The sequence below is a fragment of the Gordonia sp. NPDC003429 genome, assembly GCF_053588575.1.
Window position 1 is genome coordinate 17410 of the sequence record NZ_JBSFQF010000015.1, and the last position, 16984, is coordinate 34393.

Below are 16984 nucleotides of genomic sequence, written 5' to 3' on the forward strand. Positions count from 1 at the left end.
CTTCAATTTCGGCGGAAGCAATCGCCTGATTATTCGATCAATGGAAGTAGTCAGGAGAAGTAATTACCCGCAATACACACAGGAAATCCTCTCCTGGGAACTCATCGCTCAGGCACGCCGAGTCGTTACAGTGTCCGTCGAACGGGCTAAACCGCCCAGCGGAATTGTTATTTCGTTGACCGAAAATGCGATGATCTCGGACAGCGACGGGTAATCTGCGCACCGAACCCGAAATCCGGACCGACCGACGGCCCGGCCCGACGTGGTGCGCAAGCCACGTTGTTCCTGACCAGACACGCCATCCGAGGCGAGAGGAGTGCCGCATGGCACACCCGTTCCGCCGATCGGCGGTCCCTGCCGGCGCCACCACCCGAGCCCGACACCGCGCCGAACCCGAGGCCGCCATCGTCGCCGACGGGCTGCGCAAGCAGTTCGGTGATCACACCGCGGTCGCCGACGTCTCGTTCACCGTCGAGAAGGGGACCATTCTCGCGCTCCTCGGCCCCAACGGGGCGGGAAAGACCACCACCGTCAACATGCTGTGCACCCTGCTCAAACCCGATGGGGGCACCGCGACGGTGGCCGGCCACGACGTGGTGGCCGACGCCCCCGGGGTGCGTCGGTCGATCATGCTGACCGGGCAGTTCGCCGCCCTCGACGAATCGCTGAGCGGCCGGGCGAATCTGATCCTCTTCGGCAGGCTGATGGGCCTGGGCAAGCGTGCCGCGCGCGCCCGGGCCGACGAGTTGCTCACCGAATTCGGCCTCGGCGACGCCGCCGACCGCCGGGTGGGCAAGTATTCCGGCGGTATGCGCCGCCGAATCGACATCGCGTGCGGACTCGTCACCCGCCCGGACGTGGTGTTTCTCGACGAACCGACCACCGGGCTCGATCCGCGCAGCAGACAAGAGGTGTGGCGCCTGGTGGCCGCGCTGCGCGACCAGGGGGTCACCATCCTGTTGACCACCCAGTACCTGGAGGAAGCCGACACCCTGTCCGATCACATCGTGGTGATCGACAACGGGCGCGTGATCGCGTCGGGAACCGCGACCGAACTCAAGGCGGCAACCGGCGCCTCCCATTACCAGGTGACACCCGCCGTGCCGGACGAACTCGAGGCCCTGCTGGCCTGTCTGGGTGATCTCGCCGCCACCCGCGCCGGTACGGCGATGCTCGCCGACGACGACACCGACGTCGGCGAGCTGAATGTGGTGGCCGCATCCGTACCGGCACCCGAGGGCGCCGACACCCTCGTGGAGATCGTGCGGCGCACCACGCTCGCCGGAATCAGGCTGTCCGACATCACATTACGGCGCCCCACTCTGGACGAGGTGTTCCTGACGCTCACCGGGTCGGACACCGTTGCGCGCGAGGATATCTCGGGTGACGCCCCGGGAAAGCGAAGCGCGAGCGCATGACCGAGACCACCGTGAACGGTATCGTCACCGTCGCCGGCCGCGACGACGAGGCGGAGCCGCACGCCCGCGCGACCACTCAGCTCTGGGTGCTCACCGGCCGCGGGGTGGCCGGCATCGTCCGCAACGGCGAGTTCGTCTTCGCGTTCGTCGCCCCGGTGCTGCTCGCGGTGTGCTTCTATCTGCCGTTGCGTTCCATCATGGATGCCGACCCCGGCATGGACTACGCACAGTTCCTGATGCCCATCATCGCCCTGCAGTCGGTGGGGTTCGTCGCCTCGTCGGCCGCGATGCGCGCCGCCAACGACGCCACCCGAGGTGTCAACACCCGGTTCCGGACCCTTCCGATGCGCACCTGGGTGCCCGCCACCGCCCGGCTGTGCACCAACACGGTGCTGCTGGTGCTCTCCTTGGTCTGCGCCGCGGTCACCAGCCTGGTGATGGGCTGGCGTCCGGAGGGCACCGCGCTCGACACCGTCGGGCTGTTCGCGGTGGCCCTCGTCGTGGGGATTCTCATCGCCGCGGTATCCGACGGCGTCGGGCTGTTGTCGAACAGTCCGGAGGCCACCAGTCAGGCGTTGTCGCTGCCGATCCTGATCCTCGGCATGATGTCCACCGGATTCGTCCCGGAGGATCAGTTCCCGGAGTGGATTGCGCCGTTCGTCCGCAACCAGCCCATCTCGCAGTTCGCGACGGCGATGCGCGCGCTCGGCGACGGTACGGCCACCCGGGAGATCCTCACACCCACCTTCTGGTGGTGTGCGGGACTGGCCGCGGCGGCGGTGGCGCTGGGCGCGCTCGCCGCCAGGAAGACCGCGCGATGACCACACAGATGCCGGTGGCGGCCCCGCCCCCCGAACGCTCGCTGCGCGCCTGGGCCACGCAGAGTGGTGCCCTCACCTGGCGGCAGGTGTCGGTCATGGTCGGCGACACCGGCACGATCGTGCAGTTGGTGCTGGTCCCGGTGCTCACGCTCCTCATGTTCAAGGTGGTGCTCGGCGACGCCATCGGCGGTGCCACCGGTCAGGACAGCTCGTATTCCACGGTGCCGCTGGTCATCCTCGTGAGCGCCATGTTCGGTTCGGTGGCCGCCGGGGTGCGCCTCAACTCCGAACGCGGCACCGGCCTGCTCACCCGGCTCTACGTGTTGCCGATTCACCGCGCCGCCGACCTCACCTCGCGGCTCGGCAGCGAAGTGATCCGCATCGTGGTGGTCACCGGCCTACTTCTCGCGCTCGGTTCGGCGATCGGTTTCACGATCACCGGCGGCGTGGGTGCGGTGGCCGGGATCTTCGCCGTCACCCTGCTGTTCGGGATCGCCTACGCCACGCTCGTGCTCGCGCTTGCCGTGAGCGCGGCACCGAGTGCACCGCTTGTGCCGCTGCTCTCCCTGCTGTCGAGCGTGCTGATGTTCTTCAATTCCGGGTTCTCCCCCGTCGACGCCTACCCGGGGTGGCTGCAGCCGATCGTCGAGAATCAACCGATGACACCAACCATCGAGGTCATGCGCTCGCTCGCCGACGGTGGACCGGTGGCGCACAACTTCATCAAGGTGGCCATCTGGTCGGTCGCGATAGTCGCCGTCTGCATCGTTCCCGCGCTACGCGGATACCGCCGAGCGGCGACGTCCCGCTGAGCTCCGCGCGCAGTGCCAGGACGTCGCCATGACCGTGTGGTCACGCTACCGTCGGAAGCATGACCACCGACAAGACCGGGGCGCAGACCAGCGTGTCCGAGATCCCCGCCGCACAACGCTATGAGATCAGTGTCGACGAGCAGGTTGCCGGGCTCGCCGCCTACCGCGACCGAGACCACGACGGCGTATCCGAACGCGTGTTCTATCACACCGAGGTGCCCGAAGAGTTCGGCGGCCGCGGACTGGCCACCATCCTGGTCACCGAGGCGCTCGACGACACCCGCGCGCAGGGCAAGACCATCATCGGCGTCTGCCCGATGGTGGCCGCGTTCCTCAAGAAGCACACCGAATACGCCGACGCGACCGCTCCGGTGACCCCCGAAGTGATCAACTGGCTGTCGAGCGTGACCACCTAACAGGGGTCTTTCTTACGCCGCACGAAAGGCCCAAAGTCCCTGTTCTGGAGCCTTTCTGGCTCGTAATCTAAGAGTTGTGAGCGGGGGTGGACGACCGCTCACCACGACGGTCGAGTTGCCCGCCGGCCACCTCTCCGGGCGGGGCAACGGCACCGATCACCGGCCCGTCCGACTGTGAAGTCGGGCGGGCCGAGTCGTGTCCGGGGGGTCCTCGCCCCCGAGTTCCATGGTCGTCCGGCGCCCCGATCGCTCGAACTCGATCCGTTGGTGCCGCGTTCCCGTGTCGACGGTGATGGTGGCCGCGACGTCACGGCCGGGCGGCAGGATGCGGGCGGTGACCCGACCGTCGTCCACCGAATCGAGCGCGTCGACCAGCACCGACTCCAGTTCGGTGAGAATGTCCGGTGTCGCGTGCACCCGCTCGCCGGCACGCATGCCGTCATCGAGGAGGAGCACCGTGACGCCACGACCGCGGGCCCGCCACACCGCCGCCCGTACGTCGGAGGTGTCGAGACCGCGTCCGCGGATACCGTCACGCAGTCCGGCCTCCACCCGCCGCGCGCGGGCGACCTCGTCCGCAGTGAACTCCTCGCGGGCCGCGATGGCCTGCAGCAGCGGTCGGGCGCGCTCGTCGAGCACCTCCACCTGGTTGCGTCGGACCATCGCAGCGGCGTCGGCGGACGCCTCGTCGGCGGCCCGCCGTGACTGCGCCGCACGCAGGGCGTAGATCTGCGCAGACATGGGCCGCACCATCAGCGCGAACAACGACCCCATGATCATCACCGCGTAGTTGGCGAGGGTCAGTGCCGCACCATCACCGAAGCCGTGGCCCGCACCCAATGACCACAGCCCGACCTCAATCGTCAGCATCACGTTGGCCACCCAGGCGATCAACACCCGGCCGCGCACGGCGACCAACGCGAGGACGATGATCGACGCACCGGTCACCGGCCCGGTCTGCATCACCGTCGTGGGCGGCTGCGGCAACGCCCACAGCGTGATCGCGGCGGCGACGAGTACGCTCACCGCGATACCCCACGCCGCGCCGCGCGACATCGGATCGCCGGGCAGGCGCACCAGCACCACCAGGACGACCAGGTAGATCGCACCGGCAAGCAGAAGGCCGCACCACGTCTGCAGCGTGGTGCCCCAGGCGGTTCGGACAACGATCGCGAGGCACGCGGTCACGAAGGAGGTGAGCGCCACCAGCATCGCGCGCGAGCGGATACCGAACGTGTCGATGACCGCGCCCGTCTGTCCGCCACTGGAGTTCACGGCTGCTCCCATCGCAGGCCCACGGTGGTTCCGCGACCCGGTTCGCTGCGGACCGTGGCCGATCCACCGTGAATCCGCTTCATCCGCCGGCTGATTCCGGCCGCGATCCCCAGCCGCCCGGCGGGCACCGCGTCCGGGTCGAATCCCACGCCGTCATCGACGATGGCGATGGTGATCGCGTCGTCGCCTGTCCGGCAGATCACCGCGCAACTGGCGTCGGGCCCCGCGTGGCGCGCGACGTTTCGCAGCGCCTCCTGCGTCGCCTCCACCAACGCCGAGACGACCTGCGCCGGAAGCGTCGCCCCGGCGAGGGCCCCGTTGACGATGTCGATCTCCGCACTCTCCCGGACATCCGCCACGGCGACGCGGATACGTTGCAGCGCAACGGTGGTGGGCACGGTGTCATCGACCCCGACGACGGGACCGGACCCGTGGGAGAGCCGATCGAGTTCGGTCAGCGCCGAGGATGCCTGCAGGGCGAGACGATCGTCGGACCGACCGGGGGTGACGGCGAGCAACGTCGCGATCACCCGATCGTGGATCAGTGCGTCGAACCGGGATTGTTCGGCTTCGGCCGCGGCAACGGCAGCCGTCGCGGCCGCACCGGCGTACGCCTCGGTGCGGGTGCGGTCGAGCAGCCGAGCGGTGCGCACCGCGGTGAACGCGATGGCCAGGAACACACCGCTGAAGCTGCAGGCCCACAGCAGTTCGAGCCCGAGTTCCGGGGTGGGGTGCCCGAACCGTCCGCACTGCTGGGCGATGTTGATCCCGACCGTCGCGACCGCCGTGTGGATCAGACTCCACCGCGGGTGGACCAGCATGAGCACCATCGCGGGCAGGGCGGGAAAGCCGATCAACCACACCGCACCTCGGCCGGTGTCACCCAGGGTGTCGCCTGTCCACGCGAGGAACCAGGTGGCCGTCGCGACCAGGTACCCCGCCGACAACATCATCGACAACGGACTCAGCCACTTTGTCCCCGGCCGGAAGCTGGCGACGATGAGAACCACTGCAGGGCCGATGGCCGCCAGCACGCTCAGTGGCGGCCACCAGGGGTCGGTCAGCACCGACTGCGCGCGGATCTCCCCGGTTGAGACGAGCAGATACGCGACGAAGCCGGCCCCGAGAAACCGCGCGCCGATGCGCTGCACACGCTCGAGATCGGTGCCCTCCGAATCCTCGTGTCCGTCGGTGGTCTCGACGGGCTGCACGGTGGTCACCGCGACCGCGCATCTCGCCGATGTGTGGACATGGGAGGCAGCCTAACCCGAACCCTGGTCAGGCCCCCGCGGCGATCTCGCGTGAGAGCGCCCGGCGGATCGGCGGGTACTGCGCACACACGACCGCAAGCACGCTGAGCAGCAGCCACACCCCCACCGAACTGGTCAGCACCGCCGCCAGCGCGCCCCACTGCCCGGCGGGTAGCTTGTCCGACGCCGTGTCCTTGGCCCACAGTCGCCAGTAGATCATCAGGTTGACGGCCAGGCCGACGACATATGAGACGGCGAATCCCTGCAGGTAGGCCTTCCAGGAGGCGTCTTTGAAGCGCGCCGGCAGCGGTTCGGCGCGCAGCGGGTACACCACCGACAGCACGTTTCCCACCCCGAGCCAGATGAATGTCATGGTGACCAACTGATCGAACATCGACGCCAGGCCGAGGTCATCGTCGACGAGGGCCAGCACCCCGATGACGATCGACCCGACGACCAGAGTGCTGATCAGCATGGCCAGGTTCTTGCCGATCAGAATCCGCCACAGCGGGTCGCCGCCACCGAGTTCGTCGCGGACGTGGAAGGAGTCGACGCACAGGGCGTTGGTGCAAATGCTGCTGCCCACGCCGACCGACAGCAGGAAGAGCGCCAGCGCGCTGTACGAATCATATTTGTCGGAGAAACCGGTGACGCGGTACACCACCGCAACCCCGATCGACACCCCGAGCGCGATCATGAGGCGGATCAGCACGGAGTGGGGTCGTCCGACCACCACGTGATCGAGTTCGTGTCGGGTCTCGGTGCCCACGGCACGCGCAGCACGGCGCACACCGCCGATGAGCTGACGACTCTCGGCGGCACCGGTCGTCTCCTCGTCGGATACGGTCGCCCGGTCCGCGGTGAGCGCGGCCTGCGCAATGGCCGCGCGCGCCACCGCCGTCGCCACCACCACGTCGGCATCGGCGATCGGTCCGAGTGCGGGTGCCGGGGTCGTGGCGAGATCCGCGGTGAGTCGTCGGGCACGCTCGGCCCAGTAGTCGGAGGCCGCGGCGGCACCCACCCCCTGCGCGTCGGCGACCGCGTCGGCGATCATCTCACCGGCCGCGTCGACGAGTCGGCGACGTGCGTCGGCGACGTCCCACTCCGCCGACGCCGCCAGCCGACGCAGTTGATCGGCCGAGTCGGCCAGCGAATCGAGTTCCCCTTCCGCGCTCATCTCCGCTATTCAACAACACCCCGGCAACGGCTGCGGCTCGTCGGTCGTGGCACGACACACACAGCACCGTTCGGGCACGGACTTGCACGACGAGGTTGCCCATACAGACGAGCGGCCCGTCCCACGGATGGGACGGGCCGCTCGTGACTGCTGTTGTGCAGAAAGCTCCTGAGCCTTTGTGGCTACTTGGCCTTCTCCAGCACCTCGACCAGACGCCAGTGCTTGGTCGCCGACAGCGGGCGGGTCTCCATGATCCGCACGCGGTCACCGACGCCGGCATCGCCATTCTCGTCGTGTGCCTTGACCTTGCTCGTGGTCCGGATGATCTTGCCGTAGAGCGGGTGGCTCTTACGATCTTCCAGCTCGACCACGATGGTCTTCTGCATCTTGTCGCTGACGACGTAACCGATCCGCTCCTTGCGGCGGTTGCGCTCAACGGTGGGGGTTTCGGTCACCTTCTGGTCCTCACTCATGCGTCATCACCGTCCGGTCCCGACGCCAGTCCCAGCTCACGCTCACGCATCACGGTGTAGATCCGCGCGATCTCGCGACGCACGGTCCGCAGACGACGGTTGTTGTCGAGCTGGCCGGTGGCCATCTGGAACCGAAGGTTGAACAACTCTTCCTTCGACTCTTTGAGCCGGTCGACCAGATCAGCGTCGGTGAGATCGCGCAGCTCGGCTGCTGCCACTCCGAGTGCCATCAGAACTGCTCCTCTCTGGTCACGATCCGGGTCTTGATGGGGAGCTTGTGCTGCGCGCGACGCAGGGCCTCGCGAGCGATCTCCTCATTGGGGTAGGTCATCTCGAACAGCACGCGGCCCGGCTTGACCGGGGCCACCCACCACTCCGGCGAACCCTTACCCGAACCCATACGGGTCTCGGCGGGCTTCTTCGTCAGCGGACGGTCGGGGAAGATGTTGATCCACACCTTGCCGCCACGCTTGATGTGGCGGTTGATCGCGATACGAGCGGACTCGATCTGACGGTTGGTGATGTACGCGCTCTCCAGTGCCTGGATGCCGAAATCACCGAACGTCACCTTGGTGCCGCCCTTGGCCTGACCCTTCAGGCTGGGGTGATGCTGCTTGCGGTGCTTGACCCGACGGGGGATCAACATGCCTCAGCCCTCCTGCTTCTCTGCTCCGGCGCCGACCGTCGCGTCTGCCGGAGCCTCAGCTGCCCGACCTGCGTCGGTGCTGGTGGCCGTGGTGCCCGAGGCACCGCTGCGGCGGGGACGGCTGGGACGGCGCGGACGACGATCCTCGGCGGCCGGCGCGGCTGCGGACAGCTCACGCTTGCCACCGACGATGTCACCCTTGTAAATCCAGACCTTCACGCCGATCCGGCCGAAGGTCGTCTTGGCTTCGTAGAGTCCGTAGTCGATGTCGGCGCGCAGCGTGTGCAGCGGCACGCGTCCCTCGCGGTAGAACTCACTGCGGCTCATCTCTGCGCCGCCGAGGCGACCCGAGCACTGGACCCGGATGCCCTTCACGTTCGGCTGTCGCATCGCCGACTGGATGGCCTTGCGCATCGCGCGACGGAACGCCACACGGTTGCTCAGCTGCTCGGCCACACCCTGCGCCACCAGCTGGGCGTCGGACTCGGGGTTCTTGACCTCGAGGATGTTGAGCTGAACCTGCTTACCGGTCAGCTTCTCCAGGTCGCCACGAATCCGGTCGGCCTCGGCGCCGCGGCGGCCGATGACGATGCCCGGACGGGCGGTGTGGATATCAACTCGAACTCTGTCGCGAGTCCTTTCGATCTCCACCTTGGAGATGCCGGCGCGCTCGAGTCCGGTGGACAGGAGCTTGCGGATGGCGACATCTTCTTTCACGTACTCCGCGTACTGCTTGTCGGCGTACCACCGGCTGTTCCAGTCGGTGGTGATGCCCAGACGGAAGCCGTGCGGGTTGATTTTCTGGCCCACTGTCAGGCTCCCTTCTTCTTCGGCTGACGCGACCGGCCGCGCGACGCTCCGGCCTTCTCCGGCAAGCTCTCCACGACCACGGTGATGTGGCTGGTGCGCTTGCGGATACGGAACGCACGACCCTGCGCACGCGGCTGGAACCGCTTGAGCGTGGGGCCCTCGTCGGCGAACGCGGTGGACACCACCAGGGTCCGGCGATCCAGATCCTGGTTGTTCTCCGCGTTGGCGACGGCGCTGGCGAGGACCTTGTACACCGGCTCGGATGCCGACTGCGGGGCAAACCGCAGGATGTCGAGGGCCTCGTCGACGTTCTTGCCGCGGATCAGGTCGATCACGCGACGTGCCTTCATCGGCGTCACACGCACGAAGCGCGCGGTCGCCTGGGCTGTCGGATTTTCAGTCTTCGTAGTCATGATTACCGGCGCTTCGCTTTCCGGTCATCCTTGATGTGACCCTTGAAGGTACGGGTGGGGGCGAACTCGCCCAGCTTGTGCCCGACCATGTTGTCCGAGATGAACACCGGCACGTGCTTGCGTCCGTCGTGGACGGCGAAGGTGTGTCCGATGAAATCGGGGATGATGGTCGAACGGCGCGACCAGGTCTTGATGACCTGCTTGGTGCCCTTCTCGTTCTGCGCGTCCACCTTGGCAAGCAGGTGGTCGTCGACGAACGGGCCCTTCTTGAGGCTGCGTGGCATTCTCTAACTCCCTCCTGTGCTTATCGCTTGTTCTTGCCGGTGCGACGACGCCGGACGATCAGCTTGTCGCTGGCCTTGTTCTTACGGGTGCGGCCCTCAGGCTGACCCCACGGGCTGACCGGGTGGCGACCACCGGAGGTCTTGCCCTCGCCGCCACCGTGCGGGTGGTCGACCGGGTTCATCACGACACCGCGGACGGTGGGGCGCTTGCCCTTCCAGCGCATGCGGCCGGCCTTGCCCCAGTTGATGTTGCTCTGCTCGGCGTTGCCCACCTCGCCGACGGTGGCGCGGCAGCGCACGTCGACGCGACGGATCTCACCGGAGGGCATACGCAGCGTGGCGTACGTGCCCTCCTTACCGAGCAACTGGATCGATGCGCCGGCGCTGCGGGCCATCTTGGCGCCGCCGCCCGGGCGCAGCTCCACGGCGTGCACCTGGGTACCGGTCGGGATGTTGCGCAGCGGCAGGTTGTTGCCCGGCTTGATGTCGGCGGTGGGGCCGGTCTCCACCACGTCGCCCTGGGACAGGCCCTTGGGCGCGATGATGTAGCGCTTCTCGCCGTCGACGAAGTGCAGCAGCGCGATGCGCGCGGTGCGGTTGGGGTCGTACTCGATGTGTGCGACCTTGGCATCGACGCCGTCCTTGTCGTTTCGACGGAAGTCGATCAGACGGTAGGCGCGCTTGTGACCGCCACCCTTGTGCCGGGTGGTGATACGACCGTGTGCGTTACGACCGCCGCGACCATGCAGCGGACGAACCAGCGACTTCTCCGGGTGATCGCGGGTGATCTCGGCGAAATCCGAGCCACTCGATCCGCGGCGACCCGGGGTCGTCGGCTTGTACTTACGAATAGCCATGAGTTGAAAGTCCCTCTGTTCCGTAGAGTCCCGGTCAGCTGACCGAGCCTCCGAAGATCTCGATGGGCTTGCTGTCGGCGGTCAGCGTCACCAGCGCGCGCTTGGTGGAGCGGCGCTGGCCGTAGCCGAAGCGAGTCCGCTTGCGCTTGCCCTGCCGGTTGGCGGTGTTGACGCTGGCGACGGTCACATCGAAGATCTGCTCGACGGCGATCTTGATCTGCGTCTTGTTGGACTCCGGGTGCACCAGGAAGGTGTACACGTTGTCCTCGATGAGTCCGTAGGACTTCTCCGAGATCACCGGCGCCAGGATGATGTCACGCGGGTTTGCCTGCGTAGCCATGCTCACGCCTCCTTCTTGGCTTGTGCGATGAACGCGTTGAGCGTCTCGACGCTGAACACCACGTCGTCCGCGTAGAGGACGTCGTAGGTGTTGAGCTGATCGGGTGCGATCGGCAACACGTTGCCGAGGTTCGCGACGCTCTTCCATGCGGTCAGGTCCTCGCGGCCCAGCACCACCAGGAACTTGCGCCGGTCGCTGAGGGTCTCCAGGAACTGACGTGCCGACTTGGTCGACGGGACCTGCCCGGAGACCAGCTCGGTGATCACGTGGATGCGCTCGTTGCGGGCGCGATCGCTCAGCGCACCGCGCAGGGCGGCCGCCTTCATCTTCTTCGGGGTGCGCTGGCTGTAGTCGCGCGGCTGCGGGCCGTGCACGGTGCCACCACCGGTGAACTGCGGGGCGCGGGTCGAACCCTGGCGGGCGCGGCCGGTGCCCTTCTGGCGGTACGGCTTGGCGCCACCGCCGCGGACGTCACCGCGGGTCTTGGTGGCGTGCGTGCCCTGGCGGGCGGCGGCCTGCTGGGCCACCACGACCTGGTGCATCAGCGCGAGGTTGGCAGGTGCGTCGAAGATCTCGGCGGGCAGGTCAACGGTTCCGTTGGTCGCGCCGTCGGCGGTCTTGACGTCCAGCGTCAAGTTGGTTTCTGTCGTTTCGGTGCTCATTTGTTCGCACCACCCTTCACGGCGTCACGGACCACCACGATGCCGCCCTTGCGGCCCGGGATGGCGCCCTTGATCAACAGCAGGCCGGCCTCGGCGTCCACCTTGTGGACGGTGAGGTTCTGCGTGGTCACGGTGTCGTTACCCATCCGCCCGGCCATCCGCATGCCCTTGAACACACGGCCCGGGGTGGCGCAGCCACCGATCGAACCGGGGGCGCGGTGCACGCGGTGCGCACCGTGGCTGGCACCCAGGCCGGAGAAGCCGTGGCGCTTCATCGCGCCGGCAAATCCCTTGCCCTTGGAGGTGCCGGTGACGTCGACCAGCGCGCCGTCGTCGAAGATCTCGGCGGTCAGTTCCTGACCGATCTCGAACTCGGCGGTGTCGGCGACGCGGATCTCGGCCAGGTGGCGACGCGGGGTGACCCCTGCCTTCGCGAACTGACCGGCGACCGGCTTGGTCACCTTGCGCGGATCGATGGCGCCGTAGGCGAGCTGCACGGCGGTGTAGCCGTCGCGCTCGTCGGTGCGCAGCTGGGTGATGACGTTCGGGCCCGCCTGGATGACGGTGACCGGAACGACACGGTTGTTCTCGTCGAATACTTGGGTCATGCCGAGCTTGGTGCCCAGGATGCCTTTGCTTGCGCTCTGATTGCTCATAATTCTCGTCCCCCCGCCTACTGGATGTTGACGTCGACGCTGGCCGGAAGGTCGATGCGCATCAGCGCGTCGACCGTCTTCGGCGTCGGGTCGAGGATGTCGATGAGTCGCTTGTGAGTGCGCATCTCGAAGTGCTCGCGGCTGTCCTTGTACTTATGCGGCGAGCGGATGACGCAGTACACGTTCTTTTCGGTGGGCAACGGCACCGGGCCGACGACGCGTGCACCCGTACGGGTCACGGTCTCCACGATCTTGCGCGCCGAAGCGTCGATCGCCTCGTGGTCATAGGCCTTGAGCCTGATGCGGATCTTTTGTCCCGCCACGCTTGTGTCCTCTTCCGTCAGTTGTTCTCGACAGACAAACACCGCGTGACCTTGGCCGGCGCCAATTACCGGTGGCACATTGATCCGCTCGTGAGATGGGCGGGATCGACGCTGTTCATCTGTCGTTGTACGTTGGCTCACCACTGGTGGTGAGCCGTTGTGCTCCGGCACCCGCGGTCGGGCGTGTCGTGCCATTACCCCTGATCCGGGGCATGAGTTACACGCCCAGTCCCCGTTTCGGAGGCCTGGGAGTCATTCACCTTGTCGGGGCCGCGAGAATTCCCACGTCCGCCGGTCAAGGCAACCCGACAAGTATGCACCAGGTCGGGGGAGCAATTCAAATCCACGTCGAGCGTGCCCACATCCGCGTCGAGCGTGCCCACATCCGCGTCGAGCGTGCCCACATCCACGTCGATCGTGCCCCTACTGCCGGCACAGCCGAGGTCGACGACGCGTGACCTCCGCGCGACGCAGATAACTGCTTCGTGTCATTTGTGCCTTATCCCCGGGCACACCGGAGATCAAAGCCCTAGCGTGGAACACGGGACCCCGACACCCGGTTCGCCAGCCCCGAGCCGACTCCGGAAGGCCTTGCATGAGCACGCTCATCCCGCCCACCGACCGCGGACCGGACGGCATGGTGGTCGACGACGCCGACCACCCGGTTCCGATTCCCACCCCACGGGTCGCCACGCCGATGCCCACCGCCGCGCGTCCGCGGCCGTCCAACGTGACCCTCAAGGTGACGATGGCGCTCACCGGCACCGTGTTCGCACTATTCGTGCTGGTACACATGATCGGCAATCTCAAGATCTACACCGGCGCCACCCACTTCGACGACTATGCCCACTGGCTGCGCACCTTGCTCGAACCGCTCCTCCCCTACGAGGGCGCGCTGTGGATCTTCCGCGTCGTGCTGCTGGCCTGCCTGGTACTGCACGTGGTGTCGTCGTTCATCCTGATCGGCCGCTCACACAAGGCCAAGGGACGCTTCCGACGCAAAGGCATGAGCTGGAAGCGCCTGCCGGCAACCCTGATGCCCTATACCGGCCTGGTGTTGCTGGTGTTCATCGTCATCCACATCCTGGATCTGACCACCGGTACCCGCCCCATCGCGTCGGACGGCTACGAGGCGGCCACCCGCGACCGGTCGTATGCCTACAACAACGTGATCGACAGTTTCCACCGCTGGCCGATGGCCGCCTTCTACATCCTGGTGATGGTGCTTCTCGGCATCCATCTCGTCCACGGCCTGTGGAGCGTCGTCAACGATCTCGGTGGCACCGGAAAGCGGCTGCGGCAGATCTGGGCGGGTGTCGGGGCGCTGGTCGCGGCCGCCGTGATGATCGGCAACATCACCATCCCGCTGGCCGTGCTGACCGGGGTGGTGGGCTGACATGACACACACCGCACCGCACTCCGACTCCGTCGCCATCGACGACCTGCGCAGCCTCGGCGGCGACATGGCGTCCGGTGTGCCCGACGGTGACCCGGCCACCGCGTGGCAGCGCCGCCGGGACTCCTACAAGCTCGTCGGTCCGCTCAACCGGCGCAAGTTCACGGTGATCGTGGTCGGCACCGGGCTGGCCGGTTCCGGCTGCGCCGCCGCACTGGGCGAACTCGGCTACAACGTGCACTCGTTCACCTTCCACGACGCCCCGCGACGTGCGCACAGCGTCGCCGCGCAGGGCGGTATCAACGCGGCGCGGGCGCGTAAGGTCGACAACGATTCGTTGCATCGCTTCGTGGTCGACACGGTCAAGGGCGGCGATTTTCGTGCCCGCGAGGCCGACGCCTTCCGCCTGGCCGAGGAATCCGTCCGCGTCATCGACCATCTCAATGCGATCGGCGCACCGTTCGCCCGGGAGTACGGCGGGTCGCTGGCCACCCGCAGCTTCGGCGGCGTCCAGGTGTCGCGCACCTACTACACCCGCGGCCAGACCGGCCAGCAGTTGCAGGTCGCGGCGTCGCAGGCGCTGTTGCGGCAGGTCGCGGCGGGCACGGTCACGCTGCACACTCGCCAGGAGATGCTCGACCTGATCGTGGCCGACGGCCGCGCACAGGGGGTGATCGTCCGCGATCTGGTGACCGGGGAGATCACCGCGCAGACCGCGCACGCCGTGGTGCTGGCCACCGGTGGGTACGGCACCGTGTACTTCCAGTCGACGCTGGCGCGCAACTGCAACGCCACCGCGTCGTGGCGGGCGCATCGGCGCGGCGCACTACTGGCCTCGCCGTCGTTCATCCAGTTCCATCCCACCGCACTGCCGGTGAGCGCGGAATGGCAGTCGAAGACGACGCTGATGAGTGAATCGCTGCGCAACGACGGGCGTATCTGGGTGCCGCGCAAGGAGCACGACGACCGCGCGCCCGGCGACATACCCGAGGCCGAACGCGACTACTACCTGGAACGCAAGTATCCCGCGTACGGCAATCTCACCCCGCGCGACGTGGCCTCACGCGCCGCGCGGGAACAGATCGAGAGCGGGCACGGAGTGGGGCCGCTGCACAACAGCGTGTATCTCGACTTCTCCGACGCGCTGGCGCGACTCGGCAAGGCCACGATCGCCGAACGCTACGGCAACCTGTTCTCGATGTATCACGACGCCACCGGTGAGGACCCCTACGAGGTGCCGATGCGCATCGCGCCGGCCGCGCATTTCACGATGGGCGGATTGTGGTCGGATTTCGACCAGATGACCTCGATCCCAGGGCTTTTCGTCGGCGGCGAGGTGGGCTGGGGCTATCACGGCGCCAACCGGCTGGGTGCCAATTCGCTACTGTCGGCGTGCGTCGACGGGTGGTTCACACTGCCGTACTCGGTGCCCAACTATCTCGCCCCGCTGCTCGGCGAGGACCTGCTGCCGCTCGACCACGACGCGGTGCGGCAGGCGGCGAGCGGTGTGCGCGATCGGGTGTCGCGGCTGATCGCGGTCGACGGAACAACAGGTCCCGACCGGTTCCATCGTCGTCTCGGCGAGGTCCTCTACCGCGGATGCGGGGTGTCGCGCAGCGTCGAATCGCTCACCGCGGCGATCGCCGAGGTCCGCGAACTGCGCGAGGAGTTCTGGAACGACGTCCGCGTGGTCGGGAGCGGGGCCGCGTTCAACCAAGAGCTCGAACGCGCCGGGCGGGTGGCGGATTTCCTCGAACTCGCCGAGTTGATGTGCATCGACGCGCTCGACCGCGACGAATCGTGCGGCGCGCACTTCCGCGTCGATCATCAGACCGAGCAGGGCGAGGCGATGCGCGACGACGCCCAGTGGTGTTTCGTGTCGGCGTGGGAGACCACTCCCGACGACAAGCAGATTCGCCACCGCGAACCGCTGGATTTCCGGGCCGTGCCGCTGCAGACGCGAAACTACAAGTGAGGCTGAGTAAATGGGGAACCGGATATGAAACTCACCATCGAGGCCTGGCGGCAAACCGGGGTCGACGACGCCGGCCAGTTCGAGACCTACGAGATCGATGATGCGACACCGGAAATGTCGCTGCTCGACGTGCTCGATCGCCTCAACGATCACCTCGTCGACGCGGGCCGTGAACCGATCGCCTTCGACTCTGACTGCCGCGAGGGGGTGTGCGGCTCGTGCGGGATGATGGTCAACGGCCGGCCACACGGGCCGACCGCGAACACCCCGTCGTGTCGACAGCATCTGCGTCACTTCGACGGCGCCACCCACCTCAAACTGGAACCGTTGCGGGCCAAGAGTTTTCCCGTGGTTCGCGATCTGGTGGTCGACCGGTCGGCGTTGGACCGGGTGATCGAGGCGGGTGGCCACGTTGCCGTCGCGGCGGGTCAGGCGCCCGACGCCGACACACAGCCCCTCCCCCACGACGAGAGCGAGAAGGCGCTCGACTATGCCGCGTGCATCGGGTGCGGGGCCTGCGTGGCCGCCTGCCCGAACGGCTCCGCGCACCTGTTCGCCGGGGCCAAACTGCTCCACCTGGCCGCACTCACCCAGGGTCGGCAGGAGCGAGGTCGGCGGGCGCGGGCGATCACCGGTCAGATGGAGCAGGACTTCGGCCCGTGTTCCACCTTCGGCGAGTGCGCCACGGTCTGCCCGGCAGGCATACCACTCGACGCGATTGCCGGGGTGAACCGCGAGGCTCTGCGCTTCGGGTTCCGTCGCAAACCCGACTGACGTCGAGCGTGCCCAGATCCCAGTCGAGCGTGCCCAGATCCCGGTCGAGCGTGCCCAGATTCGGGTCGAGCGTGCCCGCGGGTGGTGGTTTCGACAAGCTCAACCAGCGAAAGACAAGCTCAACCAGCGGGAGACCCGGGTCGAGCGTGCCCAGATTCGGGTCGAGCGTGCCCGCGGGTGGTGGTTTCGACAAGCTCAACCAGCGA

The 16984-nt window shown here is 67.3% G+C and carries 21 protein-coding genes; 7 read left to right on the forward strand and 14 right to left on the reverse strand.

Features of this window, described 5'->3' with window-relative positions; translation table 11 throughout:
* Positions 1–215 precede the first annotated feature (215 nt).
* The 4 genes from ACWDSI_RS16375 to ACWDSI_RS16390 are packed head-to-tail and all read left to right on the forward strand — an operon-like array spanning position 216 to position 3467.
* Positions 216–1418: an ATP-binding cassette domain-containing protein gene (locus ACWDSI_RS16375; RefSeq protein ID WP_449746756.1), complete on the forward strand. Its 1203-nt coding sequence runs from the start codon at positions 216–218 to the stop codon at positions 1416–1418.
* Positions 1415–2239 carry an ABC transporter permease gene (locus ACWDSI_RS16380; RefSeq protein ID WP_449746525.1) on the forward strand — a complete coding sequence of 275 codons (825 nt, stop codon included), beginning with the start codon at positions 1415–1417 and terminating at the stop codon, positions 2237–2239. Before ACWDSI_RS16375 ends, ACWDSI_RS16380 begins: the two co-directional genes overlap by 4 nt.
* Positions 2236–3051: an ABC transporter permease gene (locus ACWDSI_RS16385; RefSeq protein WP_449746526.1), complete on the forward strand. Its 816-nt coding sequence runs from the start codon at positions 2236–2238 to the stop codon at positions 3049–3051. Before ACWDSI_RS16380 ends, ACWDSI_RS16385 begins: the two co-directional genes overlap by 4 nt.
* A gap of 59 nt (positions 3052–3110) precedes the next feature.
* The gene (locus ACWDSI_RS16390) at positions 3111–3467 is read left to right on the forward strand and encodes a GNAT family N-acetyltransferase (protein WP_449746527.1); all 357 of its coding nucleotides are present in this window, start codon (positions 3111–3113) and stop codon (positions 3465–3467) included.
* 156 nt (positions 3468–3623) lie between these two features.
* Here the strand turns inward: ACWDSI_RS16390 and ACWDSI_RS16395 are convergent, their stop codons facing one another.
* From ACWDSI_RS16395 to rpsJ, 14 genes are all read right to left on the reverse strand, one after another.
* Positions 3624–4754 (reverse strand): hypothetical protein, encoded by a 1131-nt coding sequence (locus tag ACWDSI_RS16395; protein ID WP_449746528.1) that lies wholly within the window; start codon positions 4752–4754, stop codon positions 3624–3626.
* Positions 4739–5962, reverse strand: a complete 1224-nt coding sequence (locus ACWDSI_RS16400; protein WP_449746529.1) for a sensor histidine kinase — start codon at positions 5960–5962, stop codon at positions 4739–4741. The genes ACWDSI_RS16395 and ACWDSI_RS16400 overlap by 16 nt, the downstream gene beginning before the upstream one ends.
* A 58-nt stretch (positions 5963–6020) precedes the next feature.
* On the reverse strand, positions 6021–7169 hold the full coding sequence (locus ACWDSI_RS16405; protein ID WP_449757183.1) for an ABC transporter permease: 1149 nt from the start codon (positions 7167–7169) through the stop codon (positions 6021–6023).
* A gap of 182 nt (positions 7170–7351) precedes the next feature.
* Positions 7352–7642 carry a 30S ribosomal protein S17 gene (gene rpsQ, locus ACWDSI_RS16410; RefSeq protein ID WP_449746531.1) on the reverse strand — a complete coding sequence of 97 codons (291 nt, stop codon included), beginning with the start codon at positions 7640–7642 and terminating at the stop codon, positions 7352–7354.
* On the reverse strand, positions 7639–7872 hold the full coding sequence (gene rpmC, locus ACWDSI_RS16415; protein WP_449746532.1) for a 50S ribosomal protein L29: 234 nt from the start codon (positions 7870–7872) through the stop codon (positions 7639–7641). Before rpmC ends, rpsQ begins: the two co-directional genes overlap by 4 nt.
* Entirely contained in the window at positions 7872–8288 is a 417-nt protein-coding gene (gene rplP, locus ACWDSI_RS16420; protein ID WP_012835438.1) for a 50S ribosomal protein L16, read from the reverse strand. Before rplP ends, rpmC begins: the two co-directional genes overlap by 1 nt.
* Positions 8289–8291: 3 nt before the next feature.
* Complete coding sequence (rpsC, locus tag ACWDSI_RS16425) at positions 8292–9098, reverse strand: 30S ribosomal protein S3 (RefSeq protein ID WP_449746533.1); 807 nt, start codon at positions 9096–9098, stop codon at positions 8292–8294.
* A 2-nt stretch (positions 9099–9100) separates the two neighbouring features.
* Positions 9101–9511, reverse strand: a complete 411-nt coding sequence (gene rplV / locus ACWDSI_RS16430) for a 50S ribosomal protein L22 (protein ID WP_449746534.1) — start codon at positions 9509–9511, stop codon at positions 9101–9103.
* Positions 9512–9513: 2 nt separating this feature from the next.
* Complete coding sequence (gene rpsS / locus ACWDSI_RS16435; RefSeq protein ID WP_005193585.1) at positions 9514–9795, reverse strand: 30S ribosomal protein S19; 282 nt, start codon at positions 9793–9795, stop codon at positions 9514–9516.
* Positions 9796–9815: 20 nt separating this feature from the next.
* Entirely contained in the window at positions 9816–10652 is an 837-nt protein-coding gene (rplB, locus tag ACWDSI_RS16440; RefSeq protein WP_449746535.1) for a 50S ribosomal protein L2, read from the reverse strand.
* Positions 10653–10686: 34 nt separating this feature from the next.
* Entirely contained in the window at positions 10687–10992 is a 306-nt protein-coding gene (gene rplW / locus ACWDSI_RS16445; protein WP_449746536.1) for a 50S ribosomal protein L23, read from the reverse strand.
* Between the two features lie 2 nt (positions 10993–10994).
* Positions 10995–11654, reverse strand: coding sequence for a 50S ribosomal protein L4 (gene rplD / locus ACWDSI_RS16450; protein WP_449746537.1), 660 nt, complete (start codon positions 11652–11654; stop codon positions 10995–10997).
* Complete coding sequence (gene rplC, locus ACWDSI_RS16455) at positions 11651–12310, reverse strand: 50S ribosomal protein L3 (RefSeq protein ID WP_449746538.1); 660 nt, start codon at positions 12308–12310, stop codon at positions 11651–11653. The genes rplD and rplC overlap by 4 nt, the downstream gene beginning before the upstream one ends.
* 17 nt (positions 12311–12327) lie before the next feature.
* Positions 12328–12633: a 30S ribosomal protein S10 gene (rpsJ, locus tag ACWDSI_RS16460; RefSeq protein WP_003938093.1), complete on the reverse strand. Its 306-nt coding sequence runs from the start codon at positions 12631–12633 to the stop codon at positions 12328–12330.
* A 595-nt stretch (positions 12634–13228) separates the two neighbouring features.
* On the opposite strand from rpsJ, the gene ACWDSI_RS16465 reads away from it, so the two are divergent.
* The 3 genes from ACWDSI_RS16465 to ACWDSI_RS16475 are packed head-to-tail and all read left to right on the forward strand — an operon-like array spanning position 13229 to position 16778.
* Positions 13229–14029: a succinate dehydrogenase cytochrome b subunit gene (locus ACWDSI_RS16465; protein ID WP_449746539.1), complete on the forward strand. Its 801-nt coding sequence runs from the start codon at positions 13229–13231 to the stop codon at positions 14027–14029.
* A 1-nt stretch (position 14030) separates the two neighbouring features.
* The gene (locus tag ACWDSI_RS16470; RefSeq protein WP_449757184.1) at positions 14031–16004 is read left to right on the forward strand and encodes a fumarate reductase/succinate dehydrogenase flavoprotein subunit; all 1974 of its coding nucleotides are present in this window, start codon (positions 14031–14033) and stop codon (positions 16002–16004) included.
* Positions 16005–16028: 24 nt separating this feature from the next.
* Complete coding sequence (locus ACWDSI_RS16475; RefSeq protein ID WP_449746541.1) at positions 16029–16778, forward strand: succinate dehydrogenase/fumarate reductase iron-sulfur subunit; 750 nt, start codon at positions 16029–16031, stop codon at positions 16776–16778.
* Positions 16779–16984: the final 206 nt, after the last annotated feature.

Bases quoted from the DNA above. Each gene is read 5' to 3' on its own strand.
- ACWDSI_RS16385 (WP_449746526.1), top strand. From the start codon at position 2,236: ATGACCACACAGATGCCGGTGGCGGCCCCGCCCCCCGAACGCTCGCTG.
- rplV (WP_449746534.1), bottom strand. From the start codon at position 9,511: ATGACTACGAAGACTGAAAATCCGACAGCCCAGGCGACCGCGCGCTTC.
- rpsS (WP_005193585.1), bottom strand. From the start codon at position 9,795: ATGCCACGCAGCCTCAAGAAGGGCCCGTTCGTCGACGACCACCTGCTT.
- ACWDSI_RS16475 (WP_449746541.1), top strand. From the start codon at position 16,029: ATGAAACTCACCATCGAGGCCTGGCGGCAAACCGGGGTCGACGACGCC.
- rplB (WP_449746535.1), bottom strand. From the start codon at position 10,652: ATGGCTATTCGTAAGTACAAGCCGACGACCCCGGGTCGCCGCGGATCG.
- rpsQ (WP_449746531.1), bottom strand. From the start codon at position 7,642: ATGAGTGAGGACCAGAAGGTGACCGAAACCCCCACCGTTGAGCGCAAC.
- ACWDSI_RS16470 (WP_449757184.1), top strand. From the start codon at position 14,031: ATGACACACACCGCACCGCACTCCGACTCCGTCGCCATCGACGACCTG.
- ACWDSI_RS16390 (WP_449746527.1), top strand. From the start codon at position 3,111: ATGACCACCGACAAGACCGGGGCGCAGACCAGCGTGTCCGAGATCCCC.
- rplW (WP_449746536.1), bottom strand. From the start codon at position 10,992: ATGGCTACGCAGGCAAACCCGCGTGACATCATCCTGGCGCCGGTGATC.
- rpmC (WP_449746532.1), bottom strand. From the start codon at position 7,872: ATGGCACTCGGAGTGGCAGCAGCCGAGCTGCGCGATCTCACCGACGCT.
- rplC (WP_449746538.1), bottom strand. From the start codon at position 12,310: ATGAGCAATCAGAGCGCAAGCAAAGGCATCCTGGGCACCAAGCTCGGC.
- rplD (WP_449746537.1), bottom strand. From the start codon at position 11,654: ATGAGCACCGAAACGACAGAAACCAACTTGACGCTGGACGTCAAGACC.
- ACWDSI_RS16395 (WP_449746528.1), bottom strand. From the start codon at position 4,754: ATGGGAGCAGCCGTGAACTCCAGTGGCGGACAGACGGGCGCGGTCATC.
- ACWDSI_RS16405 (WP_449757183.1), bottom strand. From the start codon at position 7,169: ATGAGCGCGGAAGGGGAACTCGATTCGCTGGCCGACTCGGCCGATCAA.
- rplP (WP_012835438.1), bottom strand. From the start codon at position 8,288: ATGTTGATCCCCCGTCGGGTCAAGCACCGCAAGCAGCATCACCCCAGC.
- ACWDSI_RS16465 (WP_449746539.1), top strand. From the start codon at position 13,229: ATGAGCACGCTCATCCCGCCCACCGACCGCGGACCGGACGGCATGGTG.
- ACWDSI_RS16380 (WP_449746525.1), top strand. From the start codon at position 1,415: ATGACCGAGACCACCGTGAACGGTATCGTCACCGTCGCCGGCCGCGAC.